General features: G+C 64.4%; 23 protein-coding genes and 2 tRNA genes. 19 read left to right on the top strand and 6 right to left on the bottom strand.

Going from position 1 to position 24,198, the window contains the following annotated elements:
* Nucleotides 1–26: 26 nt before the first annotated feature.
* Together AC3FNH_RS19155 and AC3FNH_RS19150 are read left to right on the top strand one after the other, a co-directional pair.
* The gene (locus AC3FNH_RS19155) at nucleotides 27–1,055 is read left to right on the top strand and encodes a DctP family TRAP transporter solute-binding subunit (RefSeq protein WP_488721190.1); all 1,029 of its coding nucleotides are present in this window, start codon (nucleotides 27–29) and stop codon (nucleotides 1,053–1,055) included.
* A gap of 52 nt (nucleotides 1,056–1,107) precedes the next feature.
* On the top strand, nucleotides 1,108–1,509 hold the full coding sequence (locus tag AC3FNH_RS19150) for an acyl-CoA thioesterase (RefSeq protein ID WP_488721189.1): 402 nt from the start codon (nucleotides 1,108–1,110) through the stop codon (nucleotides 1,507–1,509).
* Nucleotides 1,510–1,552: 43 nt separating this feature from the next.
* Here the strand turns inward: AC3FNH_RS19150 and AC3FNH_RS19145 are convergent, their stop codons facing one another.
* On the bottom strand, nucleotides 1,553–2,098 hold the full coding sequence (locus tag AC3FNH_RS19145; protein ID WP_211950260.1) for a PAS and helix-turn-helix domain-containing protein: 546 nt from the start codon (nucleotides 2,096–2,098) through the stop codon (nucleotides 1,553–1,555).
* Between the two features lie 172 nt (nucleotides 2,099–2,270).
* On the opposite strand from AC3FNH_RS19145, the gene AC3FNH_RS19140 reads away from it, so the two are divergent.
* Nucleotides 2,271–2,972, top strand: coding sequence for a CoA transferase subunit A (locus tag AC3FNH_RS19140; protein WP_276097671.1), 702 nt, complete (start codon nucleotides 2,271–2,273; stop codon nucleotides 2,970–2,972).
* A 14-nt stretch (nucleotides 2,973–2,986) separates the two neighbouring features.
* Nucleotides 2,987–3,625 carry a CoA transferase subunit B gene (locus tag AC3FNH_RS19135; protein WP_276097670.1) on the top strand — a complete coding sequence of 213 codons (639 nt, stop codon included), beginning with the start codon at nucleotides 2,987–2,989 and terminating at the stop codon, nucleotides 3,623–3,625.
* A 65-nt stretch (nucleotides 3,626–3,690) separates the two neighbouring features.
* On the opposite strand, the gene AC3FNH_RS19130 is transcribed toward AC3FNH_RS19135, so the two are convergent.
* Nucleotides 3,691–4,467 (bottom strand): 3-hydroxybutyrate dehydrogenase, encoded by a 777-nt coding sequence (locus AC3FNH_RS19130; protein ID WP_276097669.1) that lies wholly within the window; start codon nucleotides 4,465–4,467, stop codon nucleotides 3,691–3,693.
* A gap of 196 nt (nucleotides 4,468–4,663) precedes the next feature.
* Here AC3FNH_RS19130 and AC3FNH_RS19125 point away from each other — a divergent pair, with 196 nt between their 5' ends.
* From AC3FNH_RS19125 to AC3FNH_RS19065, 13 genes are all read left to right on the top strand, one after another.
* Nucleotides 4,664–5,548, top strand: coding sequence for an alpha/beta fold hydrolase (locus AC3FNH_RS19125; RefSeq protein ID WP_488721188.1), 885 nt, complete (start codon nucleotides 4,664–4,666; stop codon nucleotides 5,546–5,548).
* A gap of 50 nt (nucleotides 5,549–5,598) precedes the next feature.
* Nucleotides 5,599–5,961: a RidA family protein gene (locus AC3FNH_RS19120; protein WP_488721187.1), complete on the top strand. Its 363-nt coding sequence runs from the start codon at nucleotides 5,599–5,601 to the stop codon at nucleotides 5,959–5,961.
* Nucleotides 5,962–5,987: 26 nt separating this feature from the next.
* Nucleotides 5,988–8,207, top strand: a complete 2,220-nt coding sequence (locus AC3FNH_RS19115) for a RelA/SpoT family protein (RefSeq protein WP_488721186.1) — start codon at nucleotides 5,988–5,990, stop codon at nucleotides 8,205–8,207.
* Between the two features lie 21 nt (nucleotides 8,208–8,228).
* Nucleotides 8,229–8,305, top strand: a tRNA-Val gene (locus tag AC3FNH_RS19110).
* A 369-nt stretch (nucleotides 8,306–8,674) separates the two neighbouring features.
* Nucleotides 8,675–10,582 (top strand): threonine--tRNA ligase, encoded by a 1,908-nt coding sequence (gene thrS / locus AC3FNH_RS19105; RefSeq protein ID WP_488721185.1) that lies wholly within the window; start codon nucleotides 8,675–8,677, stop codon nucleotides 10,580–10,582.
* 48 nt (nucleotides 10,583–10,630) lie between these two features.
* The gene (gene infC, locus AC3FNH_RS19100) at nucleotides 10,631–11,152 is read left to right on the top strand and encodes a translation initiation factor IF-3 (RefSeq protein WP_276100741.1); all 522 of its coding nucleotides are present in this window, start codon (nucleotides 10,631–10,633) and stop codon (nucleotides 11,150–11,152) included.
* A 167-nt stretch (nucleotides 11,153–11,319) separates the two neighbouring features.
* Complete coding sequence (gene rpmI, locus AC3FNH_RS19095; RefSeq protein WP_011297448.1) at nucleotides 11,320–11,517, top strand: 50S ribosomal protein L35; 198 nt, start codon at nucleotides 11,320–11,322, stop codon at nucleotides 11,515–11,517.
* A 28-nt stretch (nucleotides 11,518–11,545) separates the two neighbouring features.
* Entirely contained in the window at nucleotides 11,546–11,902 is a 357-nt protein-coding gene (gene rplT / locus AC3FNH_RS19090) for a 50S ribosomal protein L20 (RefSeq protein ID WP_008650487.1), read from the top strand.
* Nucleotides 11,903–12,120: 218 nt separating this feature from the next.
* The gene (pheS, locus tag AC3FNH_RS19085) at nucleotides 12,121–13,152 is read left to right on the top strand and encodes a phenylalanine--tRNA ligase subunit alpha (RefSeq protein ID WP_276097664.1); all 1,032 of its coding nucleotides are present in this window, start codon (nucleotides 12,121–12,123) and stop codon (nucleotides 13,150–13,152) included.
* Nucleotides 13,153–13,215: 63 nt separating this feature from the next.
* Nucleotides 13,216–15,663 (top strand): phenylalanine--tRNA ligase subunit beta, encoded by a 2,448-nt coding sequence (pheT, locus tag AC3FNH_RS19080; protein WP_488721184.1) that lies wholly within the window; start codon nucleotides 13,216–13,218, stop codon nucleotides 15,661–15,663.
* 87 nt (nucleotides 15,664–15,750) lie between these two features.
* The gene (locus AC3FNH_RS19075; protein ID WP_276097662.1) at nucleotides 15,751–16,170 is read left to right on the top strand and encodes an integration host factor subunit alpha; all 420 of its coding nucleotides are present in this window, start codon (nucleotides 15,751–15,753) and stop codon (nucleotides 16,168–16,170) included.
* A 122-nt stretch (nucleotides 16,171–16,292) separates the two neighbouring features.
* Nucleotides 16,293–16,724 (top strand): MerR family transcriptional regulator, encoded by a 432-nt coding sequence (locus tag AC3FNH_RS19070; protein WP_276097661.1) that lies wholly within the window; start codon nucleotides 16,293–16,295, stop codon nucleotides 16,722–16,724.
* Between the two features lie 55 nt (nucleotides 16,725–16,779).
* A tRNA-Pro gene (locus tag AC3FNH_RS19065) sits at nucleotides 16,780–16,856 on the top strand.
* A gap of 200 nt (nucleotides 16,857–17,056) precedes the next feature.
* Here AC3FNH_RS19065 and AC3FNH_RS19060 read toward each other — a convergent pair.
* The 3 genes from AC3FNH_RS19060 to AC3FNH_RS19050 form a co-directional block, all read right to left on the bottom strand.
* Nucleotides 17,057–17,317: a hypothetical protein gene (locus AC3FNH_RS19060; protein ID WP_488721183.1), complete on the bottom strand. Its 261-nt coding sequence runs from the start codon at nucleotides 17,315–17,317 to the stop codon at nucleotides 17,057–17,059.
* A 72-nt stretch (nucleotides 17,318–17,389) separates the two neighbouring features.
* Complete coding sequence (locus AC3FNH_RS19055; RefSeq protein ID WP_276097659.1) at nucleotides 17,390–17,902, bottom strand: cupin domain-containing protein; 513 nt, start codon at nucleotides 17,900–17,902, stop codon at nucleotides 17,390–17,392.
* Nucleotides 17,903–17,943: 41 nt separating this feature from the next.
* Nucleotides 17,944–18,204, bottom strand: a complete 261-nt coding sequence (locus AC3FNH_RS19050) for a hypothetical protein (RefSeq protein ID WP_276097658.1) — start codon at nucleotides 18,202–18,204, stop codon at nucleotides 17,944–17,946.
* A gap of 231 nt (nucleotides 18,205–18,435) precedes the next feature.
* Here AC3FNH_RS19050 and AC3FNH_RS19045 point away from each other — a divergent pair, with 231 nt between their 5' ends.
* Nucleotides 18,436–18,789 carry a hypothetical protein gene (locus AC3FNH_RS19045; RefSeq protein WP_276097657.1) on the top strand — a complete coding sequence of 118 codons (354 nt, stop codon included), beginning with the start codon at nucleotides 18,436–18,438 and terminating at the stop codon, nucleotides 18,787–18,789.
* Between the two features lie 84 nt (nucleotides 18,790–18,873).
* Entirely contained in the window at nucleotides 18,874–19,194 is a 321-nt protein-coding gene (locus tag AC3FNH_RS19040) for a hypothetical protein (protein WP_276097656.1), read from the top strand.
* A gap of 20 nt (nucleotides 19,195–19,214) precedes the next feature.
* Here AC3FNH_RS19040 and AC3FNH_RS19035 read toward each other — a convergent pair whose 3' ends face one another.
* Nucleotides 19,215–24,056, bottom strand: coding sequence for an NAD-glutamate dehydrogenase (locus tag AC3FNH_RS19035; RefSeq protein WP_488721182.1), 4,842 nt, complete (start codon nucleotides 24,054–24,056; stop codon nucleotides 19,215–19,217).
* Between the last annotated feature and the right edge of the window lie 142 nt (nucleotides 24,057–24,198).

Here is a 24,198-nt window from a genome sequence, read left to right as displayed (position 1 = left end):
CAACGATTCCCAAGAGGAGAGACCTGATGAAACGCCGTGCCCTGATTCTGTCGATCGCAGCCACGATCGCTGCCTCCGCCTTTGCGCCCGCCGCCACCATGGCCCAGACCTACAAGCCGGAGTACAAGATGTCGCTGGTGCTCGGCCCGGCCTTCCCGTGGGGCAAGGGCGGCGAGATCTGGGCTGACCTGGTCAAGCAGCGCACCAACGGCCGCATCAACATCAAGCTGTACCCTGGCACCTCGCTGGTGGCCGGCGACCAGACGCGCGAGTTCTCGGCGATCCGCCAGGGCGTGATCGACATGGCCGTGGGCTCGACCATCAACTGGTCGCCGCAGGTCAAGGAACTGAACCTGTTCTCGCTGCCATTCCTGATGCCCGACTACAAGGCGCTCGATGCCCTGACCCAGGGCGAAGTCGGCAAGCAGATCTTCACGACGCTGGAAAAGGCCGGCGTGGTGCCGCTGGCCTGGGGCGAGAACGGTTTCCGCGAGGTCTCCAATTCCAAGAAGGAAATCCGCAAGCCGGACGACCTCAAGGGCATGAAGCTGCGCGTGGTAGGTTCGCCGCTGTACATCGAGACCTTCAACGCGCTGGGCGCCAACCCGACCCAGATGAGCTGGGCCGATGCGCAGCCGGCCATGGCCTCGGGCGCCGTGGATGGCCAGGAAAACCCGCAGTCGGTGTTCGCGGCGGCCAAGCTGTACACGGTGGGCCAGAAGTTCGTGACCACCTGGGGCTATGTGGCCGACCCGCTGATCTTCGTGGTCAACAAGCAGATCTGGGAAAGCTGGACGCCGGCTGACCGCGAGATCGTCAGGCAAGCCGCCATCGACGCCGGCAAGCAGGAAATCGCGCTGGCCCGCAAGGGCCTGGCCGAGCCGGGCGCGCCGGCGTGGAAGGACATGGAAGGTCATGGCGTCAAGGTCACGCACCTGACCCCGGCCGAGCACGATGCCTTCCGCAAGGCGACCGCCAAGGTCTACGACAAGTGGAAAAAGCAGATTGGCGCGGACCTGGTGACCAAGGCGGAAGCCTCGATCGCCAAGCGCTAAATCAACGGACAGGCCCGCCGGCAACGGCGGGCCTGTTGCTTTGGAGACCGTGATGAAGCACGTCTATAAGGCGGTCATGCCGATCCGCTGGGGCGACATGGACGCGATGGGCCATGTCAACAACACCGTGTATTTCCAGTACATGGAGCAGGCGCGCATCGAGTGGTTTGCATCACTCGGTCGCGGCGGCAAGGATGCGACCGGGCAGGGGCCGGTCATCATCAATGCCCACATGACGTTCCTGAAGCAGTTGCGCTATCCGGGCACGATCGAATGCCGCGTTTATGCGGGGCAGCTTGGGCGCACGAGCTTCGAGACGCGCATGGAGATCGTGCGTACCGACATGCCCGATGTCATATGGGCCGAAGGTGGCGCCAAGGTGGTGTGGTGCGACTATGCGGCGGAGAAGTCAGTGCCGGTGCCTGCGGAGATCCGGGCGATCATCGAAGCATGATGTGCTGAAGTTTGCCGGGGAGAGACCCTCCCCGAATCCGGTCTCAGTGGTTCACCAACCGCTGCACCAGATCGACCGACGTACTGGCCCCATATTTCTTCATCAGCCGCGCCCGATAAATATCGACCGTACGCGGGCTGATTGCCAGCAGCTTGCCTATTTGCTTGCTGGTCTTGCCTTCCACGAGTTGCGCTGCAATATCGCGCTCGCGCGCGGTCAGCTCGGCCGTGACCTGGCGCTTCTGCGACAGGTCCTCGAACGTCCAGATGCCGGCGCCGAGCGGCTGCGAGCGGTCCAGCGAGCGGCCGGTGACGTGGCACCAGAACAGCTCGCCGCCGGCGCGCTTCATGATCCGTTCGTCCGAATACATGCCGCGCTTGTTCATGATCGGCACGATGCGCGCGCCGGTGCGCTCGAATTCGTCGGCCGTAGGGTAGAGCACCTGGAATGATTCGCCGATCAGCGCCTGCCGCGTGGTGCCGAAGATGCGGCAGACTTCGTCGTTGCAGTCCTCGATCATGCGCTCGCGGGACAGCACCAGGCCCACGGGGGCGAGCTGGAAAGCGGTCTGGTAATCGATGGCGGGCATCTACTTATGTATTTTTACGTAATGGCGTAGGTGGCGCGGCTTGCGTATCCTTTCGGTCGGACGAGAACGCGGCGCCCGCCGCCGATTGTACCGTTACAATTTCCTTGCGTCGTCCGCCGCACAACCCGGCGGCGGGTCAGGCGACAGGGGACTACCGAGGAAGGAGCGAAGCATGAACAAGGTCTACGCCAGCGCCGCGGAGGCGCTTGCAGGCGTCGTCCGCGACGGCCAGACGATCGCCGTGGGCGGTTTCGGCCTGTGCGGCATTCCCGAGGCACTGATCGCCGCGCTGCGCGACACCGGTGTCAAACAGCTGACCTGCATCTCCAACAACGCCGGCGTGGACGGCTTCGGCCTGGGCCAGCTGCTGGCCACGCGCCAGATCAAGAAGATGATTTCGTCCTACGTGGGCGAGAACAAGGAGTTCGAGCGCCAGTACCTGGCCGGCGAACTCGAGCTCGAATTCACGCCGCAGGGCACGCTGGCCGAGAAGCTGCGCGCCGGCGGCTCGGGCATCCCGGCCTTCTTCACCAAGACCGGCGTGGGCACGGTCGTGGCCGAAGGCAAGGAAATCCGCGAATTCGACGGCGAAAAGTACGTGATGGAGCGTTCGCTGACCGCCGACGTGGCGCTGGTCAAGGCGTACAAGGCCGACAAGGCCGGCAACCTGGTGTTCCGCCGCACCGCGCGCAACTTCAACCCGATGTGCGCCATGGCTGGCAAATTCACCATTGCCGAGGTCGAGCACATCGTCGAAACCGGCGAACTGGACCCGGACGAGATCCATCTGGCTGGTATCTTCGTCAAGCGCCTGGTGCTGAACACCACCCCCGAGAAACGCATCGAGCAGCGCACCGTGCGTGCCGCCAAGTAAGAGGGAGAGACATCATGGCATGGACACGTGACGAAATGGCCGCTCGCGCGGCGAGCGAGCTGCAGGACGGTTTCTACGTCAACCTGGGTATCGGCCTGCCGACCCTGGTGGCCAACTGGGTCCCGGAAGGCATGGAGGTGTGGCTGCAGTCGGAAAATGGCCTGCTTGGCATCGGCCCGTTCCCGACCGAGGACGAAGTCGACGCCGACATGATCAACGCCGGCAAGCAGACCGTGACGACGCTGCCGGGCTCGTCGATCTTCTCGTCGGCCGATTCCTTCGCGATGATCCGCGGCGGCCATATCAACCTGGCCATCCTGGGCGCGATGCAGGTCAGCGAGAAGGGCGACCTGGCCAACTGGATGATCCCGGGCAAGATGGTCAAGGGCATGGGCGGCGCGATGGACCTGGTCGCCGGCGTCGGCCGCGTGGTGGTGCTGATGGAACACACCGCCAAGAAGAAGGACGGCACCGAGGACATCAAGATCCTGAAGGAATGCAACCTGCCGCTGACCGGCGTGGGCGTGGTCAACCGCATCATCACCGACCTGGGCGTCATCGATGTGACGGCCGACGGCCTGAAGCTGGTGGAAACCGCCCCGGGCGTGAGCCGCGAGGAAATCCAGAGCAAGACCGGCGCGCCGCTGCTGTAAGCGCCTCAGCCGGATGCAAAAAGCCCCGCTGCGAAGCGGGGCTTTTTGCGTTGCGCGGTGTCAGGCTACTGCGCGACCCAGCCGCCGTCCATGTTCCAGATTGCGCCGCGCACCTGGCGTGCCGCCTCCGAAGACAGGAACACCGCCAGCGCGCCGAGTTCCTCGGGCGTGACGAACTGGCCCGACGGCTGCTTCTCGATCACCAGCTCGCGCTTGGCCTGCTCGACCGGGATGCCTTCCTTCTGCGCGCGCGCATCGACCTGCTTCTGTACCAGCGGCGTCAGCACCCAGCCCGGGCAGATGGCATTGGCCGTGACACCGGTCTGCGCGGTTTCCAACGCGGTGACCTTGGTCAGGCCGACGATGCCGTGCTTGGCCGCCACATAGGCGGATTTCTGCGCCGACGCCACCAGCCCGTGGGTCGAAGCGACATTGATGATGCGGCCCCAGTTCTTCTGCTTCATGCCGGGCAATGCCAGGCGCGTGGTGTGAAAGGCCGAGGTCAGGTTAATGGCGATGATCGCGTCCCAGCGGTCGGTCGGGAAGTCCTCGATATTCGCCACGAACTGGATCCCCGCGTTATTGACGAGGATATCGGCGCCGCCGAACTCGGTCTCGGCATAGCGCATCATGTCCTCGATCTCGGACGACTTGCTCATGTCCGCGCCGTGGTAGCCCACCTTGATGCCGGCGCCGGCCTGCGCGATCTCGCGCTTTGCGTCCTCCACGTCACCAAAGCCGTTGGCGATAATGTTGGCGCCTTGTGCCGCGAGTGCCTGCGCGATGCCGAGTCCGATGCCGCTGGTCGAGCCAGTTACCAGTGCCGTCTTGCCTTTGAGCATGTAAGCCTCCGTCGAGATCGAGAGTCGAGAGAATGGGTGGCCGGATGCGTCCGGCCGAATCGCGTCGCGATCGCCGCAGTGCTGCGGCCGACGCAGTGGACTTGTGCAGTGGCATTGTAACCGCTGCGGCGTACAATCCTGCTTTGCTCAACCTCCGGCAACGCCCGTGCGGCGGCCGGTTCGTCAGGGAGTTCAGATGTCTGTCAGTCCGCGCCTCGGCTTTGTTCAGTGCATCAGTCCGGCGGGCCTGCACCGCATGGCTTACCACGAATGGGGCGATCCGGCCAATCCGCGCGTGCTGATGTGCGTGCACGGCCTGACGCGCACGGGCCGTGACTTTGACGCGCTGGCCCAGTCGCTGTGCGGCGATTACCGCGTGGTGTGCCCCGACGTGGCGGGCCGCGGGCGTTCCGACTGGCTGGGCGATCCGAACGGATATGTAGTGCCGAAGTACATGGCGGACATGGTCACGCTGATCGCCAGGCTGAACGTGGAGAAGGTCGACTGGTTCGGCACCTCGATGGGCGGGCTGATCGGCATGGGCCTGGCGGGGCTGCCCAATTCGCCGGTGCGCAAGCTGCTGCTCAACGACGTGGGTCCGCGCATCACGGCCTCGGCCGTGGAGCGGATCGGTTCCTACGTCGGGCTGCCGGTGCGCTTCAAGACCTTTGAGGAAGGGCTGGCCTACTTGCAGACCATCAGCGCCTCGTTCGGACGCCATACGCCGGAACAGTGGCGCGAGCTCAATGCCGCGATCCTCAAGCCCGTGCAGGGAGCGCAGGGCCTGGAATGGGGCTTGCATTACGATCCGGCGCTGGCCGTGCCGTTCCGCGGTGCCACGCCGGAGCAGCTCGCCGCGGGCGAGGCCGCCATGTGGCAGATGTTTGAAGCCATCACGGCGCCGGTGCTGGTCGTGCGTGGTGCGCAATCGGACCTGCTGCTGCGCGACACCGTGGCGGACATGGTGGCCCGCGGCAAGCATGTCAGTTCGGTGGAAATCCCGGATGTGGGGCATGCACCGACTTTTGTCGATCCGGCGCAGATTGCCGTGGCGCGCCAGTTTTTCCTGGGCGGTGCCTGAGCGGCGCGGGGCCGGATCGTTCGTATCAACCAGAACTCGTTTTAAATGTCATGAGCAGCAACGAACTGAAGCGCGCCCACGTGGGCAAGCGCCTGTCCGAATACGCGGTGTACAACGGCGTGGTCTACCTGGCCGGGCAGGTGCCCGAAGTCGACCCGAAGGCCGACATCCATGGCCAGACCCGCGAAGTGCTGGGCCACATCGATCGCCTGCTGGCAGAGGCCGGCAGCGACAAGACGCGCATCCTGTCGTGCCAGATCTTCCTGACCGACATCGCCCTGATCGGCGCGATGAACGAGGTATGGGACGCGTGGGTGGCGCAGGGCAACACGCCGCCGCGTGCCACCGTCGAAGCGAAGCTGGCCAATCCCGATTACCTGATCGAAGTGGTGGTGACCGCTGCGCTCAACTGAACACGGCGTGGTGACATGGTGACTCTATGGTGACGTCCACCGACCTGGCAGGCCAGGTTGCCGGTGTACCGGACGCCGACATGGTCGAGCGTGCGCTGGCGTACGTGCGCGATCATGCGGGCGATGCGCTGCTGCCAACCGGCGAGCCGGTGCTCTCGCATGCGGAAGGGATGCTGCGCATCCTCGACGGCCTGCGCGTCGACGATGCCGCACGCGCCGCCTGCTGCCTGTTTCCGCTGGCCGAGTTCGCGCCCGCGACCGAGGCGGACATCGAGGCGCGCTTCGGTGAGGATGTCTGCAGGATGGTGAAGGGCGTGCGGCAGCTGCTGCGCATCGGCGCCATCGCGGGCGGACACGACGTGCAGGAGGATTCGCGCAACGTGGCGCAGGCCCGGCACGAACAGGTGGAGGCGCTGCGCAAGATGCTGCTGGCATTCGCGCAGGATATCCGCGTGGTGCTGGTGCGCCTGGCGTCGCGGCTGCAGTCGCTGCGCTGGATGGCGCAGCACAAGCGCGAGCCGCTGCCCGGTCTCGCGCGCGAGACGCTCGACATCTACGCGCCGCTCGCCAACCGCCTGGGCATCTGGCAGATGAAGTGGGAGCTGGAAGACCTGGCGTTCCGCTTCGAACAGCCCGATACCTACAAGCGCATCGCGAAGCTGCTCGACGAAAAGCGCATCGAACGCGAAGGCTATATCGCCAGCGCCATCGCGCGCCTGCAGTCGGAGCTGGCCGAGGCCGGCATCCGCGCCGAGGTGAGCGGGCGGCCCAAGCATATCTACAGCATCTGGAAGAAGATGCGCGGCAAGGAGCTGGACTTTGCTGACCTGTACGATGTGCGGGCCTTTCGCGTAATCGTGGACGACATCAAGGACTGCTATACGGTGCTTGGTATCGTCCACCACATCTGGCAGCCGATCCCGCGCGAGTTCGACGACTACATCTCGCGGCCCAAGTCGAATGGCTACAAGTCGCTGCACACGGTGGTGATCGGCGACGACGGCCGGGCGTTCGAGGTTCAGATCCGCACGCATGAAATGCACCACTTCGCCGAGTACGGCGTGGCGGCGCACTGGCGCTACAAGGAAGCGGGCAGCAAGGGCTATAGCGGACAGTTCGCCGCAAGCGACAGCTACGACGAGAGGATCGCGTGGCTGCGCCAGCTGCTGGCGTGGAAAGACGACGCCGACCACAGCGTGGCCCACGATGAATCGCCGTGGGAGCAGCTCAAGCATGCGGCGATCGACGATCACATCTATGTGCTGACGCCGCAGGCGCGCGTCATCGCGCTGCCGCAGGGCGCCACGCCGCTGGACTTTGCCTACTACCTGCACAGCGACCTTGGCCACCGCTGCCGCGGCGCGCGCGTAGATGGCACCATGGTGCCGCTGAATACGCCGCTGAAGAATGGCCAGACGGTCGAGATCATCGCGGTGAAGCAGGGCGGGCCATCGCGTGACTGGCTCAACCCGGAGCTGGGCTACCTGGCCAGCAGCCGCGCGCGGGCCAAGGTGCGCGCGTGGTTCAACGCGCTGGACTCGCAGGAGACCATCGCGCAGGGGCGCGTGCTGATCGACAAGACCCTTCAGCGCGAAGGCAAGACCGCGGTCAAGCTCGAAGACCTGGCTACGCGGCTCGGCTTCAAGTCGCCGGACGAGCTGTTTGCCGCGGTGGCGAAGGAAGAGTTCAGCCTGCGCCATGTGGAGCACGCGCTGCGGCACCCGGAAGGGGAGGTGCAGGCGCCAGTCAGCGAAGAGGATGCCGTCACCAAGAAGAGCCGTGCCACCAGCGTGGCGCGCGGGGCCAAGACCGGCGTGCTCGTGGTCGGGGTGGACTCGCTGATGACGCAGATGTCGCGCTGCTGCAAGCCGGCGCCGCCCGACGAGATCGTGGGCTTCGTCACGCGCGGGCGCGGGGTATCGATCCATCGGCGCAACTGCCACACGTTCCAGCAGCTTTCGGCGCGTGCGCCCGAGCGCGTGATCCAGACCGAATGGGGCAAGAAGAGTGATGCGGTGTATCCGGTCGATATCCACGTCGAGGCCATCGACCGCCAGGGGCTGCTGCGCGATATCTCCGAAGTGCTGTCGCGCGAGAAGATCAACGTCACCGGCGTGAAGACGCTGTCGAGCAAGGGCGTGGCGCGCATGCAGTTCACGGCCGAGGTGTCGGAGGCCACGCAACTGCAGCGCGCGCTGTCGCTGATCGAAGATGTGCAGGGGGTATTGCAAGCGCGGAGAAAGTAAGGCTATAATTGCTGCTTCGCTAGGCTCGTAGCTCAGCTGGTTAGAGCACCACCTTGACATGGTGGGGGTCGTTGGTTCGAGTCCAATCGAGCCTACCAACGAATTGCAGTAAAGCTGTACAAGAGCAGTACAACAACACAGTGCGGCAAGTCCGATTCAATCTCACAAGGAACGGAAGGGCATCATGTTCATGACACCGCGAACTACTACCGCTGGTATGCGACAGTAGTCGAGGTGCGCCTCCGTCCCGGTTGAGTCCGGATTTGACAAAGAGAAACGCGGCCTTGGCCGCGTTTTTTTTCGTCTGTCGCCTGCCAGCTGCCTGATAAGCTTGCCGCCTGCCGTGCGCAAGCACCAAGAACGTTGCCGGCGCGCCGCTTTTTTAGCGGTGGGCCGGTGCTACAAAAGATGCAGTTTGATCCGCCCGCCGAGCGCCAGGCGCCGGGGTGGAATCCTGGAGAGTCGAAATGATCGCAATCACGCTGCCGGATGGGTCCCGTCGCGAGTTTCCCGGCCCGGTGACGGTTGCCGAAGTGGCGCAAAGCATCGGCACGGGCCTGGCCAAGGCCGCGCTGGCTGGCAAGGTGGATGGCAACCTCGTCGACACGAGCTACTCGATCGATCGCGATGTGGCGCTGGCCATTATCACGGACAAGGACGCCGACGGCGTTGATGTCATCCGCCACTCCACGGCCCACTTGCTGGCTTATGCGGTCAAGGAACTCTACCCGGAAGCGCAGGTGACGATCGGGCCGGTGATCGAGAACGGCTTCTACTACGACTTCGCCTACAAGCGCCCCTTCACGCCGGAAGACCTCGCCGCCATCGAGAAGAAGATGACGGAGCTGTCACGCAAGGACGAGAAGGTCACGCGCGAGGTGTGGAACCGTGACGAAGCGGTGGCGCTGTTCGAGTCGATGGGCGAAAAGTACAAGGCCGAGATCATCGCCTCGATTCCGGCTGACCAGGAGATCGGGCTGTACCGAGAAGGCAAGTTTGTCGACCTGTGCCGCGGCCCGCACGTGCCGTCCACGGGCAAGCTCAAGGTCTTCAAGCTGATGAAGGTGGCCGGCGCCTACTGGCGCGGCGATGCCAACAACGAGATGCTCCAGCGCATCTACGGCACGGCCTGGGCCAAGAAGGAAGACCAGGAAGCCTATCTGCATATGCTCGAAGAGGCCGAGAAGCGCGACCATCGCAAGCTCGGCAAGTCGCTTGACCTGTTCCATCTGCAGGAAGAGGCGCCCGGCATGGTGTTCTGGCATCCGAAGGGCTGGCTGGTGTGGCAGGCCGTCGAGCAGTACATGCGCGGCCGCCTGACGGAGGCTGGCTACGACGAAGTGCGTACGCCGCAGGTGATGGACCGTTCGCTTTGGGAAAAGTCCGGCCACTGGCAGAACTACAAGGAGAACATGTTTGTCACGGAGTCGGAGAAGCGCGACTACGCGATCAAGCCGATGAACTGCCCGGGTCATGTGCAGATCTTCAATCACGGTCTGCGCTCCTACCGCGACCTGCCGTTGCGCCTGGCCGAGTTCGGTGCCTGCCACCGCAACGAGCCGTCAGGCGCGCTGCATGGGCTGATGCGCGTGCGCGGTTTTGTGCAGGATGATGCGCATATCTTCTGCACGGAAGAGCAGATCGTGGCCGAGGCCAAGGCGTTCAACGAACTGGCGTTCTCGGTGTACGACGACTTCGGCTTCAAGGATGTGGCGGTCAAGCTGTCCTTGCGACCGGACCAGCGTGCCGGCTCGGACGAAGTCTGGGATCATGCGGAGGAAGGCCTGCGCCTGGCCCTGCGCGCATGTGGTGTGGAATGGGAAGAGCTGCCGGGCGAGGGTGCCTTTTATGGCCCGAAGGTCGAGTACCACATCAAGGATGCGATTGGCCGCTCATGGCAGTGCGGCACGCTGCAACTTGATCTGGTGCTGCCGGAGCGCCTGGATGCCGAATACGTCTCCGAGGACAATTCGCGCAAACGTCCGGTTATGCTGCACCGGGCGATCCTCGGGTCGTTCGAGCGCTTCCTGGGTATCTTGCTCGAGAATCACGCAGGTGCGCTGCCCGCCTGGCTGGCGCCAGAGCAGGTGGTGGTCATGAATATCGCGGAATCGCAGGCTGAATATGCCGAAAACGTCGTGCAATCGCTGCTAAAACAAGGGTTTAGGGTGAAGGCCGATTTGCGTAACGAGAAAATTACGTATAAAATCCGCGAGCATTCGCTTCAGAAGATTCCCTACCTGCTGGTGGTGGGCGACAAGGAGCGGGATGCCAATCAAGTGGCCGTGCGTGCCCGAGGCAATGTGGATCTGGGTGTGATGCCCGTCTCCGCGTTTGTGGAGCGTCTGCAACAGGACGTCGCCAGCAAAGCCTGATGGGTCGGAAGCACGGCTTGTTTTTTTGTCTTCTTGAGGTAACGGAACATCGCTACGGACAAAGGTCACCGCATCAACCGGGAGATCAGTGCGCCCGAACTGCGCCTGGTAGGGGTTGATAACGAGCAGCTTGGCATCGTCAAGTTCATGGACGCGCTTCGCCTGGCTGAGGATAAGGACTTGGATTTGGTGGAGATCGCCCCGAACGCGACTCCGCCCGTCGCCCGTATCATGGATTACGGGAAGTTCAAGTACGAAGAAGCCAAGCGCGCGCACGAGGCGAAGCTGAAGCAGAAGATCATCCAGGTCAAGGAAGTGAAGTTCCGCCCTGGCACGGATGACGGCGACTACAACGTCAAGCTGCGCAACCTGAAGCGATTCCTGGAAGACGGCGACAAGACCAAGATCACGCTGCGCTTCCGTGGCCGTGAGATGGCGCACCAGGAAATCGGCGCGCGCGTGCTCGAACGCCTGAAGGCGGACCTGGAGGAAATCGGCCAGGTCGAGCAGATGCCGAAGATGGAAGGGCGCCAGATGGTGATGGTGCTCGCCCCCAAGAAGAAGAAGTAATTTTTGCGCGATGCGGCGGCCGGGATGCCAAGGCATTCCGGCATCGTGTCGCGTGGAAGTGGCGCGGAACCCTTTCGGGGAACCGTGCAACAACAAGTGGATGCGGGTCTTGCAAGCGTCGGCGTCAGCCGTCCACCTGCATGCATGTCATAGAGCTGGAGTTTTTCATGCCGAAGATGAAGACGAAGAAAAGCGCCTCCAAGCGCTTTACTGCCCGTCCGAACGGTTCGTTCAAGCGTGGCCAGGCCTTCAAGCGTCACATCCTGACCAAGAAGACCACCAAGAACAAGCGTCACCTGCGTGGTACCCAGGACGTCCATGAGACGAACCTGAAGTCGGTGCGCGCAATGATGCCGTACGCATAACCTCTAACGACAGCGAAAGGAGTATTCAATGCCTCGAGTTAAGCGTGGGGTTACTGCACGGGCCCGCCACAAGAAAGTCATCGACGCTGCCAAGGGTTACCGCGGCCGTCGCAATAATGTCTATCGCATCGCCAAGCAGGCGGTCATGCGTGCTGGCCAGTACGCATACCGCGATCGCCGCAACAAGAAGCGCGTGTTCCGTGCGCTCTGGATTGCGCGTATCAATGCCGCGACGCGTGAGCATGGCATGACCTACAGCGTGTTCATGAACGGTCTGAAGAAGGCCTCGATTGAACTGGACCGCAAGGTGCTGTCGGACATGGCTATTCACGACAAGCCTGCCTTTGCCGCCATCGTCAACCAGGTGAAAGCCACCGTTGCCTGATGCCGGCTGCGGCAACCTGTAAAGGTTGCCGGGCAAGCACCGACCGCAAGGTCTGCTGAAACGGGGCTCTCACGGGGCCCCGTTTTCATTTTCGAATGCCGTTTCGGCGATTGTCCCGCCACTACGCACGGGCAGTGCCGAAACGCCATTCGAAACGAACCCCAACCCTCGCCGCGGCAGATGTCGTGTCACGGCGCCAAGCTATTTCCACGACCGCCATGTCCCAGGATCTGGATCAAATCGTCGCCGAAGCCCAGGCCGCTTTCGCCGCCGCCAACGACAACGCCACGCTCGAAAACGAGAAAGCCAGGTTCCTCGGCAAGACCGGTGCGCTGACCGAGCTGCTCAAGGGCCTCGGCAAGCTCGACCCGGAAACGCGCAAGAGCGAAGGCGCGCGTATCAACCAGGTCAAGCAGCAGGTCGAGGCCGCGCTGACGGCGCGCCGCCAGGCGCTGGCCGATGCGCTGATGAACGCGCGCCTGTCCGCCGAAGCCATCGACGTGACCTTGCCGGGCCGTGCGGTCAGCCGCGGCAGCCTGCACCCGGTCATGCGCACGTGGGAGCGCGTGGAACAGATCTTCGGCTCGATCGGCTTCGATGTGGCCGACGGCCCCGAGATCGAAACCGACTGGATGAACTTCACGGCGCTGAACAACCCGGACAACCATCCGGCGCGCTCGATGCAGGACACGTTCTATATCGACGGCCGCGACAGCGACGACAAGCTCCTGCTGCTGCGCACGCACACCAGCCCGATGCAGGTGCGCTACGCCAAGATGCACGTGGAGAAGTATGCCGGCAAGCCGATGCCGCCAATCAAGGTGATCTGCCCGGGCCGCACCTACCGCGTCGACAGCGATGCCACGCACTCGCCGATGTTCAACCAGGTCGAGGGCCTGTGGATCGGCGAGGACGTGAGCTTTGCGGACCTGAAGGGCGTGTACACCGACTTCCTGCGCAAGTTCTTCGAGCGCGACGATATCCAGGTGCGTTTCCGCCCGTCGTACTTCCCGTTCACCGAGCCGTCGGCCGAGATCGACATGGCGTTCGGCAATGGCAAGTGGCTGGAGATCTCCGGCTCCGGCCAGGTGCACCCGAACGTGCTGCGCAATATGGGCCTGGATCCGGAGCGCTACATCGGCTTCGCGTTCGGCTCTGGCCTGGAGCGCCTGACGATGCTGCGCTATGGCATCAACGACCTGCGCCTGTTCTTCGAAGGCGACGTGCGCTTCCTGCGCCAGTTCGCCTGATGCGGCGCGGCCGCGCCCAGCCCATCCCAGACATCACAGAATACTTACCGGATCAGAAGCGCCATGCAATTCTCGGAATCCTGGCTTCGCACCTTCGCCAACCCTGAAAAGATTTCCACCGACGCGCTGTCGCACAGCCTGACCATGGCCGGGCTCGAAGTGGAAGAGGTCGGCCCGGTCGCGCCGCCGTTTGACAAGGTGGTGGTTGCGCACGTGCTGTCGACCGAGCGCCATCCCAACGCAGACCGCCTCAACGTGTGCCAGGTCGACGCCGGCACCGGCGAGACGCTGCAGATCGTCTGCGGCGCGCCCAACGTCAAGCCCGGCATCAAGGTGCCGTGCGCGCTGGTCGGCGCCGTCCTGCCGCCGTCGGAGCCCGACGGCAAGCCGTTCGAAATCAAGGTTGGCAAGCTGCGTGGTGTGGAAAGCTACGGCATGCTGTGCTCGGCGCGCGAGCTGAAGCTGTCGGAAGAACACGGCGGCCTGCTGGTGCTGCCGGAAGACGCACCGGTCGGCCAGAGCATCCGCGAATACCTGGACCTCGACGACCAGGTCTTCGTCATCAAGCTGACCCCGAACAAGGCCGACTGCCTGTCGATCCACGGCGTGGCGCGCGAAGTCGCGGCGCTGACGGGCGCCGCGCTGACGCTGCCGGACATGAAGCCGGTCGCGGTGACCATCGATGACAAGCTGCCGGTGAAGGTGTCGGCGCCCGACCTGTGTGGCCGCTTCTCGGGCCGCGTGATCCGCGGCGTGAACGCCCACGCCGCCACGCCGGCCTGGATGGTGCAGCGCCTGGAGCGCTCGGGCCAGCGCAGCATCTCGGCGCTGGTGGACATCTCCAACTTCGTCATGCTCGAGCTGGGTCGCCCGTCGCACGTGTTCGACCTGGACAAGATCCACGGTGGGCTCGACGTGCGCTGGGGCCGCAAGGGCGAACAGATCAAGCTGCTGAACGGCAACACCGTCGAGGTCGACGAGCAGGTCGGCGTGATCGCGGACGACAAGGAGATCGAGAGCCTGGCCGGCATCATGGGTGGCGACAGCACCGCCGTGACGCTGGACACGACCAATATCTACCTGGAAGCCGCGTTCTGGTGGCCGTCGGCCATCCAGGGCCGTGCGCGCCGCTATAACTTCTCGACCGATGCCGCGCACCGCTTCGAGCGCGGCGTGGACTATGCCACGACGGTCGAGCATATCGAGCGCATCACGGCGCTGATCCTCGAGATCTGCGGCGGACAGGCCGGTCCGGTCGACGACCACGTCGTCAACCTGCCGCAGCGCAAGCCCGTGAGCCTGCGCCTGGCGCGCGCCGAGCGCGTGCTTGGCATCGAACTGTCGTCGGCTGTGGTAGCCGACGTGTTCCAGCGCCTGCAATTGCCGTTCACGCGTACGCAAGGCGCCGAGGGCGAAGTCTTCGAGGTGACGCCGCCGAGCTACCGATTCGACATCGAGATCGAAGAAGACCTGATCGAGGAAGTCGCGCGCATCTACGGCTTCGAGCGCATTCCTGCGCGCCCGCCCATCGCGGAAAGCGAAATGCGCCCGACCAACGAAGGCCGCCGCTCGACGCACGTCGTGCGCCACGCGCTCGCTGCGCGCGACTACCAGGAAGTCATCAACTTCGCCTTCGTCGAAGAGAAGTGGGAGCGCGACTTCGCCGCCAATGACAATCCGATCCGACTGCTCAATCCCATCGCCAGCCAGCTCGCGGTGATGCGTTCCTCGCTGATCGGCGGTCTGCTCGACAAGGTTCGCTACAACCTGAACCGCAAGGCCGCACGCGTGCGCCTGTTCGAGGTCGGCCGCGTGTTCCATCGAGACGCCGATGTGAAGGACGGCGGCCTGACCGTGGCCGGCTATCATCAGCCCATGGTGGCTGCCGGCATCGCCTACGGTCCCGCATTTGAAGAGCAGTGGGGCATCGCCACGCGCAATGTCGATTTCTTCGATGTCAAGGGCGACGTGGAAGCGCTGTTCCACCCGCGCGTGGCGCGCTTCGAGCCGGTTGCGCATCCGGCCTTGCATCCGGGCCGCGCTGCGCGCGTGCTGGTCGATGGCAAGCTGGTCGGCGTGGTCGGCGAACTGCATCCGCGTTGGCTGCAGGAGTATGAGTTGACGCAAGCTCCGGTGCTGTTCGAGCTGCAACTCGATGCGCTGCGTGAAACGGGTCTGCCGGCCTACACCGAGATCTCGAAGTTCCCGGCCGCCGTGCGCGACCTGGCCGTGGTGGTGAAGCAGTCGGTGCGCGTGCAGGACATGCTGGATGCCATGCACGCAGCGCTCGACAAGCAGGGTTATGGCCGCTATTGCCAGAGCCTGGTGCTGTTCGACGAGTTCCGTCCGAAGGCTGCATCGGCCTCCATTGGGGCCGACGAGAAAAGCCTTGCGTTCCGGGTGACCTTGCAAGATACTGGGTCGACCCTGCAGGACGAGACCGTCGACAGCGCGGTGCGCTGCATGGTCGACGCATTGGGCGAAGCCTTCCAGGCCCGCCTGCGCGGCTGACCACCAGCCCCCAGCACGCACACTAGACAGGGCGCCCGGGCAGTGCACCCGGGCGGATCGCCAGACAGAATTCCTTGAGCGATCGAAATGAATGATCGAGACGCGAACTCCATGACCGCAGCAGCTTTGGGCGAGATGAGCGACCGGCAGGCTTCCTCCCGCGACGACGACTCCATGCCGGACATCCGTGGCACGGAAGTGCCGACACTGACCAAGGCGGAACTTGCCGAGATGCTGTTCGACCAGGTGGGCCTGAACAAGCGCGAATCGAAGGACATGGTCGAAGCCTTCTTCGACGTTATTCGTGAGGCCCTGGAGCAGGGTGACAGTGTCAAGCTGTCCGGCTTCGGCAACTTCCAGTTGCGTGACAAGCCCCAGCGGCCGGGCCGTAATCCGAAGACCGGCGAGGTGATTCCGATCACCGCGCGCCGCGTGGTGACGTTCCATGCCAGCCAGAAGCTCAAGAGCCAGGTGGAAGAGCGCGCCGGCCTGAGTGTTCCCGGTTGACCGCAGAGACCACCCGAACGGCGGATTGCTTGCCGCAGCGGGCGTCTGTATGCTTCAGGGCGCGCTGATCGAAGCGCCAACCCAAACCGGCCGGCATGGCCTGACGCCTGTCTACACCTCTCATGTCGGACAAATCCAGCGAGCGCGTTGCGCTGCCGCCCATTCCTGCCAAGCGTTACTTCACCATTGGCGAAGTCAGCGAACTGTGCGCGGTGAAACCGCACGTGCTGCGCTACTGGGAGCAGGAATTCACCCAGCTCAAGCCGGTCAAGCGCCGGGGCAACCGGCGCTATTACCAGCACCACGAAGTCCTGCTGATCCGGCGTATTCGCGAGTTGCTGTACGAGCAGGGCTTCACTATCAACGGTGCGCGCAATCGTCTCGACGAAGGTCGGCAGGCTCATCACCAGGCGATGGCTGAGCCGGAAGAATCGCCTGCGCAAGCTGCGGCCGAAACCTCGGTACCATCGGTGGATATCGCCAATCTGCGTGGCGAACTCGTGGAGGTGCAGCACCTGCTTGCCCAGCTTCAGCAGATCGCGCGGCGGGCATAAATTTCAGTAGAACCGCTGGTCATCTGGGAAATGCCTCTGCTATAATCTTCTTCTTCGGGGCGTAGCGCAGCCTGGTAGCGTACCTGCATGGGGTGCAGGTGGTCGGAGGTTCAAATCCTCTCGCCCCGACCAGACAGAACCCGCTTGGTATAAGGCCAAGCGGGTTTTTTATTTGTAGCGTACGGTAGCGCGTGCGCGGTTCATATTGGAAGTCTTCCAATATCACGCGGCCGGCCACTGCAATCCTTGTCGGAGAGCGCAGCGGGCCAAGGCTCCTCAGCACCCTCGCAAATCGATAAGGTATCTAAAGCGCTCGACACCCGGGGCTTGCCTCAATCCGCCAAGGGAAACCCAAATACGTCGCCGGCCAGATCCCGCTCGAACAAGGCCACCCAGTCGATTCCATCCGCTGTCGCATACTGCTCGAACTGGCTACCGACGACGCGTCCGATGCTGATGGTCCTTTGCGCATTGGCAGCATGCTCTTGCACGCTGACTTCGAAGTCCTCGGGGACAAAGCCGTGCCGGGCACAGGCGGCTTCGAATGCGTCGCGTTCCCCGGTGGGCAGTTCGTGGTAGCGCTTCTGGACCATGGATGTCTCCCGGACTCTTTGAGCCATCCTAGCATGCGGGCACGGGGTTTCCAGCCAGCGCACAGCGAGCGCTCATGCGGGTCGGCGCGCGAACCCCAGGATCTTCGCGGCATGCGCTGGAAACGCGCTGGCAAGGTCGGAGGCCTGCGCGAGTTCGAATTCGCTGAACTCGAACCCGGGCGCAACCGTGCAGCCAAGCAGGGAGAAAGCCTCGGGTCCTGACGATACGCGTTCGGCGGCAAACCAATGGTTGGCGGGCACCATGGCCTGGAATACCGCGTCCGGATATTCGAGCGGATTGCCAAGCCGATGCGTGACGAGCTTGCCGTCATCAGTCAGTACATGCACATCGAGCGGCGTGCCGGCATGGAAGTGCCACAGCTCGTCCGAGCGAATGCGGTGCCAGGCGGAGTAATCCCCGCCGCGCAGCAGGTAGTAGATGGCGGTCGATGCGCTGCGAATCCGGCCATCGCTGCATCGGACGCTCTCGGTGCTCCGGTAGGTCTCGCGGAAATGGCCGCCTTCGGGATGAGGCTGCAGGCCCAGTTCGTGAATCAGTCGGTCGGCGGTGGTGTCGGCTTGCATGGCTTGGCGTGGCTGGCGCTTGTCGGGACGGTCAGGGGCGGTCAGAGCAGGGCAAACTGCGCGCGGTCGGGGCCGATGAAGGCCGGTCGGCCGACGGGGTACCGGTGATGATCGCCGCTGGCGTCAAAAGAGAGGAAATCGGGTGTCCAGCGTAGAGCTTGGAGGTGCCGCAGCTCGATGCCCTGCACGACGATGGCGCCGCTGCCGACGCTGACCTGCGCGCAGGGCAGGCGCACGTACTCCGCATCGTCACCGAAATAGTGTGCTTCCAGCAAGATGGAGTCAGACAGATAGAGCGGCATGGCAGTGCGCGTATAAGTACTGTATGAATGTACAGTATAAATGCCTGGCGTGCCCGCGTCATCTGTCGAGACGGCATGTGCCGGTGCGACTGACCCTGCAGTCGCGCCGCCGGCATGACCGCCCTTGGTATAACCTGAACCAGATACCGGCAGGAATGCCGCTGCGCTTCGCTCTACGTGTCCGAGGGGGCTGCCATGGCGCATTGTCAAAGCAGGGCGTGCTGGTTTGGGATGGGCTTGCTGACCGGCGTCGCGCTGGCGTGCCTCTGCGCGTGGGCGGCGAAAAGCGCGCGCCGGCATGCGGAGGCGGGCGCCACCGAATCCATGCCCGCCGCACCGGAGCAGGCGGTAGACCCGAAGCCATTGCCCGAAGCGGCCACCGACATCGTCGAATACCGTGGCTTTATGGTCCACGTGTTCTGCCACGCGCTGAGTATCGATCGCTTCAAGGCCGTGTGCGATATCTGGGAGGCCGGAGCCGTCGTGCTGGAGGGTGGTGGGCCGCCGGCCACTTATCCCACCCCGGATGAAGCACGCGTGGCGGCCATCGCGTGGGCGCGCCAGTGGGTGCAACGCAATGGCTGATGTGGGTTGAACCCCCTCGCATGTAGGGTAATTGCTACGTTACTTCCGGCTTAAGGAGCTGCGGTACAGACCGTTAGACAGCGCATGGAAATTTCCCATCTCCCTCCCAATTCAGCCTCAAACGCCGAACTGATCGGCTGGGCAGGCGCGTCGCCCCAGGTGATTGCCAGGGTGCTGAATTCTGCGTTGTCCGCCCAGGATCTGTCCGGCTTTGCGGCGCTGCTGTCGGATATCGCCCGGGACCGTGGCCTGAAGGGCCAGCGTGCGGCGCATCAGTCGATCTATGACATGCCGTATGCCAGCCTGCTACCAAGGCAGACGCACCTGCTCGCGGATGCCTTCGAGCTGCTGGTCCTGCTCGGGCTCGAGTTCCGCCCCCGCGAGCCGGACGCGGAAGAGGACTGAGCGGACCGGCCCGGCGCGCCTCAGCTGCGTTCCAGCATGCCGATCTCGCGGATGGCCACCGACAGCATCGACAGTCCCGTGGCGCCCGATGCACGCTGGTCGGTCAGCATGCGCGTGAATCGTTCGAGCGCGGCTTGCCGGTTGGCGCGCCAGGCGTCGATCAGTGCTTCGGCCGTGTCATAGTCGCCGGACTGCGCCAGCACGCTGGTCATCAGGGCGCGCTTGAGGCGCCCGAGGTCGTCGAGCGTGGTGGTGCGCGCCAGCAAGTCCCAATGCGTATCGGCGGGCAGCGCCTGCGCACGCTCCCGCAGCCAGTTGAAGCTGAGCTGCGTATCGAGTGCGAAGTAGACCCCCGCCACCAGCTCCAGCGGACGGTTGCAGGAAGCTGCCACTTCCGCGATATCGAGCGCAGCCGCGGCGATGTCGCGGCTGGCGACCTTCTGGGCCAGCGCGGGCTCTACGCCAGCCTCCGTCAGGGCCTGCGCACGCTCGGCCAGTGCCGCCGCATCGGCCTGCGGCAGCAGGGCCGGCAACTGCGGCGTAAGCCACTGGGCCGATTGCGCGAAGCGCGCCATACCCGCTTCGGCGGTGCCACCGGTGCGCAGGTAGCGGATGAACCAGAGGCAGGCCCGCTCCAGCAACTGGCCGACGGCGCTGAACATGCGTGCCTGCTCGGCATCGGCCAAGCGGTTGTCCAGTGCATCGATCTCCTGCCACAGCGCCGTCAGCCCGAATACATCGCGTGCGAGCAGGCAGGCGCGCACGATTTCGGCAGGCCCGGCATCCGTTTCCTCCATCATGCGATGCACGAACGTCGCGCCGATCCGGTTCACGAGCAGGTTGGTCAGGTGCGTGGCCAGGATCTCGCGGCGCAGCGGGTGCCGCTGCATGGCATCGCCATAGCGCTGGCGCAGCGGCACCGGGAAGTAGTCGACCAGCAGGTCGGCCACCAGCTTGTCTTCGGGCACATCCGAGGCGAGCAGTTCGTCGTAGAGCCACATCTTGCTGTACGCGAGCAATACGGCGCGCTCGGGCGAAGTCAGGCCTTCGCCGGCGGCCTTGCGTTCGACAATCTCTTCATCGCCGGGCAGGAATTCCAGCGCGCGGTTGAGGCGGCCGGCGCGTTCAAGCCAGCGGATCTGGCGCGCTTCGCCATCGAGCAGTGCGGCGCTGTTGCGGCCTGCCACCGACAAGGCCTGGGTCTGGTAGTAGTTGTCCTGCAGCACCAGCAGGCCGACTTCATCGGTCATCTCGGCCAGCAGCTTGTTGCGCTGTTTCTCGGTCATCTCGCCTTCGGCCACGACCTGGCCGAGCAGGATCTTGATGTTGACCTCATGGTCCGAGCAATCGACGCCGGCCGAATTGTCGATGGCATCGGTATTGATGCGTCCGCCACGGCGCGCGAACTCGATGCGGCCAAGCTGCGTGAAGCCGAGATTGCCGCCTTCGCCGACGACCTTGCAGCGCAGCTCGGCGCCGTTGACGCGCACGGCGTCGTTGGTGCGGTCGCCGGCCTGCTGGTGGGTTTCCTGGCTGGACTTGACATAGGTGCCGATGCCGCCGTTGTAGAGCAGGTCCACAGGCGCCATCAGGATCGCGTGGATCAGCTCGGCAGGCGACAGCGTGCTCGCGGTGACGCCGAGCACGGCCTGCACCTGCGGCGACAGCGCGATGGTCTTGGCCGTGCGCGGGAACACGCCGCCCCCCGCGGAGATGAGCTTGCTGTCGTAGTCGGCCCAGCTCGAGCGTGGCAGCGCGAACATGCGCACGCGTTCCTGCAGGCTGGACACGGGGTCCGGATCCGGATCCAGGAAGATATGGCGGTGGTCGAACGCAGCCACCAGCCGGATATGGGGTGACAGCAGCATGCCGTTGCCGAACACGTCGCCCGACATATCGCCGACGCCGGCCACGGTGAAGTCGGTGGTCTGCGTGTCGATGCCCATTTCGCGGAAATGCCGCTTGACCGATTCCCATGCGCCACGCGCGGTGATGCCCATCTTCTTGTGGTCATAGCCGACCGAGCCGCCCGAGGCGAAGGCATCGCCGAGCCAAAACCCGTACTCGCCCGAGATCGCGTTGGCAAAATCGGAGAAGGTGGCGGTGCCCTTGTCGGCAGCAACCACGAGGTAAGGATCGTTGTCATCGAGGCGGACCACGTCCGGCGGGGGCACGAGGGCACCGGCAACCAGGTTGTCGGTCAGGTCGAGCAGGCCGCGCAGGAACGTCTGGTAGCAGGCGATGCCTTCCTGCAGGAAGGCATCGCGGTCGGTGGGCGGCGGTGGCCGCTTGACGACGAAGCCGCCCTTGGAGCCGACCGGCACGATCACGGTGTTCTTCACCATCTGCGCCTTCATCAGGCCCAGCACCTCCGTACGGAAATCTTCGCGCCGGTCCGACCAGCGCAGGCCGCCCCGGGCCACGCGCCCGCCCCGCAGGTGCACGCCTTCCACGCGCGGGGAGTAGACCCAGATCTCGAACATCGGGCGCGGCTCGGGCAGGCCGGGAACCTGGGAGGGATTGAACTTGAACGAAACGTAGGGGCGCGGCTGTCCGCCGGTATCGCGGTGGAAGTAGTTGGTGCGTACAGTCGCGTTGACCACCCCGAGGAACAGGCGCAGGATGCGGTCCTCATCGAGGTTCGGAACCTGGTCCAGCGCGGTCTCGATGTCGGCCAGCAATTGCTGGCAACGCGCATCGCGCGTGGCGGCCGCGGCCGGGTCGAAGCGTGCGACGAACAGCGCCACCAGCCTGGCTGCAATGGCGGGATTGCCGGTTAGTGCGCGTTCGATGTACGCATCGCTGAAGGTCGAGCCGACCTGGCGCAGGTACTTCGCGTACGCGCGCAGGATCGTCACATCGCGCGCCGCCAGCTCGGCGCGCAAAACCAGCCGGTTGAGGTCGTCGTTCTCGATCTCCCCGTTCCACGCGCGCGCGAAGGCGTCTTCGAACAGCGCCTTGATGCGTTCGATATCGAAATCGGCACCGCCGGCGCTGTCCGCGATCTCCAGCCCGAAGTCATGGATCCAGAACGGCGCGCCGCTGTCCGGCTCGATCAGGTAGGGCCGCTCTTCGTCGACGCGCACGCCAAGGTGTTCGAGCATCGGCAGGCTGTGCGACAGCGCGATCGGCTCGCCGGCACGATAGACCTTGAAGCGGAAAGCGCCCGGTACCGCCTCGATCGGGCGGTACAGGTTCATGGCGATGCCGTTGCCCCGCAGCGCATGTTCCATCAGTTCGATGTCGCGCACGGCGGTGCGAGCCGGGTAGTCTTCGCGATAGCCGGCCGGGAAGGAGCCGCCGTACTGGCGCAGCATGCGGTTGCCCTGTTCCTCGCCGCGGCTCTCGTGCAGCGCTTCGGCCAGGTCGTCCTGCCAGCGGCGGCTGGCCTGGACGATGCGCGCTTCCAGTTCCTGCGTGTCGACTTGCGGCATGCTGCCGGGCTCGCCGCGCACAGTCAGCTGGATGCGCGCCAGCGGCGATTCCGACAGCAGCGGCGTGAACTCGCACGCGTTGCCGTGGAAGGCACTCATCAGGATCTTCTGGATCTTCTGGCGCAGGTCGGTGTTGTACTTGTCGCGTGGCACGAACACCAGGCAGGACACGAAGCGGTCGAAGCGGTCGCGCCGCACGAACAGCCGCGTGCGCTGGTGTTCCTGCAGCCGCAGGATGCCGATCGCAATGTCGAACAACTCGTCTTCGTCGATCTGGAACAGTTCGTCGCGCGGATACTGCTCGAGGATGGTCACCAGCGACTTGTACAGGTGACCCTTGGCCAGGAACCCGGCACGGGCCAGGATATTCGCGCACTTGCGCCGTACCAGCGGTATCTCGGCAATCGGCGAGGTGTACGCCGTGGACGTGTACAGGCCCACGAAGCGGCGTTCGCCGAACAGCTTGCCGTTGGCATCGAGCAGCTTGACGCCGATGTAATCCAGGTAGCCGGGGCGGTGCACGGTGGAGCGCGAATTGGCCTTGGTCAGGAAAATCGGCGAACTGCCCTGGATGATGGACGTGGCTGCGGCGGGCAGCGGCGTCAGGTCTTCGGCTTCGGGCGCACGCAGGCTTTCGCGCAGGATGCCAAGCCCGGTGCCCGGAACGCCGCGCAGGAAATAGCGCTGGTCCTGCGAGATGAGCTCATAGTCGCGCTGGCCGAGGAAAGTGAAGTGGTCGTCGAGCATCCATTGCAGGACGGCCCGGCCTTCCGTGCTGTCGGCGCTGGCGGCGTCCGGGGCCTGCGCCATCGTGCCAATGGTGGTCTCGGTGATCTCGCGCATGCGTTGCCAGTCTTCGACCGCGGCGCGCAAGTCGCCGAGCACGCGTGCAATGCCGCTGCGCAGCGCCTCCAGCCGCGCCGGCTCTCCGGTGCGGTCCACCTCGAAGTGGATGAAGGATTCCAGGTGCGATTCGGCGTCGCTGCCGGCGCCGCCGAGTTCGATCTTCTCGATGCTGCCTTTGACACCGCGCCATACGCGGAATACCGGGTGAATCGCCGAGTGCAGCACCAGTCCCAGGCGGTTGATCTCCATGGTCACGGAGTCGACCAGGAAGGGCATGTCGTCGTTGACGATCTCGACCACGGTATGGTCGGAGTGCCAGCCGTGCTCTTCCAGGTTCGGGTTGTACACGCGGATGCGCGCGGTGCCAGGCACGAACTTCTGCGCCGTCTGCCAATGCGCCATCACGGCGCCATACATGTCCGCGACGTCCCGGTGGATCAGGTCATCGGCGTCGGTCTGGTCGTAGTAATGCCGCAGAATCGGTCCGAGCAGCTCGAACCCCGCCGCGGGCAGTCGCTCCCGCGCGAACGCCAGCATTTCTTCCTGCAGGTGTGCGACTTTTTCTTCGTTCTCCTGCGGCATGGTGCCTCCTTGCGGTATGGGGCGCGGGGGGCGGCCCATGCAGCGCGTCTGGACTCAGACGATGCATGTGCCGGCGCATGCTCATACTTTAGGAAAAAACAGCACGTTGCGAGGGGAAAGTCGTGGGGGGCGAACTTGCCCG

The organism is Cupriavidus sp. 22TCCZM01-5 (assembly GCF_057798915.1).
The sequence above is the reverse complement of the archived record's forward strand: the minus strand, read 5'-3'. Positions and strand labels throughout refer to the sequence as shown.

Bases quoted from the DNA above. Each gene is read 5' to 3' on its own strand.
- AC3FNH_RS19155 (WP_488721190.1), top strand. From the start codon at position 27: ATGAAACGCCGTGCCCTGATTCTGTCGATCGCAGCCACGATCGCTGCC.
- AC3FNH_RS19150 (WP_488721189.1), top strand. From the start codon at position 1,108: ATGAAGCACGTCTATAAGGCGGTCATGCCGATCCGCTGGGGCGACATG.
- AC3FNH_RS19145 (WP_211950260.1), bottom strand. From the start codon at position 2,098: ATGCCCGCCATCGATTACCAGACCGCTTTCCAGCTCGCCCCCGTGGGC.
- AC3FNH_RS19140 (WP_276097671.1), top strand. From the start codon at position 2,271: ATGAACAAGGTCTACGCCAGCGCCGCGGAGGCGCTTGCAGGCGTCGTC.
- AC3FNH_RS19135 (WP_276097670.1), top strand. From the start codon at position 2,987: ATGGCATGGACACGTGACGAAATGGCCGCTCGCGCGGCGAGCGAGCTG.
- AC3FNH_RS19130 (WP_276097669.1), bottom strand. From the start codon at position 4,467: ATGCTCAAAGGCAAGACGGCACTGGTAACTGGCTCGACCAGCGGCATC.
- AC3FNH_RS19125 (WP_488721188.1), top strand. From the start codon at position 4,664: ATGTCTGTCAGTCCGCGCCTCGGCTTTGTTCAGTGCATCAGTCCGGCG.
- AC3FNH_RS19120 (WP_488721187.1), top strand. From the start codon at position 5,599: ATGAGCAGCAACGAACTGAAGCGCGCCCACGTGGGCAAGCGCCTGTCC.
- AC3FNH_RS19115 (WP_488721186.1), top strand. From the start codon at position 5,988: ATGGTGACGTCCACCGACCTGGCAGGCCAGGTTGCCGGTGTACCGGAC.
- thrS (WP_488721185.1), top strand. From the start codon at position 8,675: ATGATCGCAATCACGCTGCCGGATGGGTCCCGTCGCGAGTTTCCCGGC.
- rpmI (WP_011297448.1), top strand. From the start codon at position 11,320: ATGCCGAAGATGAAGACGAAGAAAAGCGCCTCCAAGCGCTTTACTGCC.
- rplT (WP_008650487.1), top strand. From the start codon at position 11,546: ATGCCTCGAGTTAAGCGTGGGGTTACTGCACGGGCCCGCCACAAGAAA.
- pheS (WP_276097664.1), top strand. From the start codon at position 12,121: ATGTCCCAGGATCTGGATCAAATCGTCGCCGAAGCCCAGGCCGCTTTC.
- pheT (WP_488721184.1), top strand. From the start codon at position 13,216: ATGCAATTCTCGGAATCCTGGCTTCGCACCTTCGCCAACCCTGAAAAG.
- AC3FNH_RS19075 (WP_276097662.1), top strand. From the start codon at position 15,751: ATGAATGATCGAGACGCGAACTCCATGACCGCAGCAGCTTTGGGCGAG.
- AC3FNH_RS19070 (WP_276097661.1), top strand. From the start codon at position 16,293: ATGTCGGACAAATCCAGCGAGCGCGTTGCGCTGCCGCCCATTCCTGCC.
- AC3FNH_RS19060 (WP_488721183.1), bottom strand. From the start codon at position 17,317: ATGGTCCAGAAGCGCTACCACGAACTGCCCACCGGGGAACGCGACGCA.
- AC3FNH_RS19055 (WP_276097659.1), bottom strand. From the start codon at position 17,902: ATGCAAGCCGACACCACCGCCGACCGACTGATTCACGAACTGGGCCTG.
- AC3FNH_RS19050 (WP_276097658.1), bottom strand. From the start codon at position 18,204: ATGCCGCTCTATCTGTCTGACTCCATCTTGCTGGAAGCACACTATTTC.
- AC3FNH_RS19045 (WP_276097657.1), top strand. From the start codon at position 18,436: ATGGGCTTGCTGACCGGCGTCGCGCTGGCGTGCCTCTGCGCGTGGGCG.
- AC3FNH_RS19040 (WP_276097656.1), top strand. From the start codon at position 18,874: ATGGAAATTTCCCATCTCCCTCCCAATTCAGCCTCAAACGCCGAACTG.
- AC3FNH_RS19035 (WP_488721182.1), bottom strand. From the start codon at position 24,056: ATGCCGCAGGAGAACGAAGAAAAAGTCGCACACCTGCAGGAAGAAATG.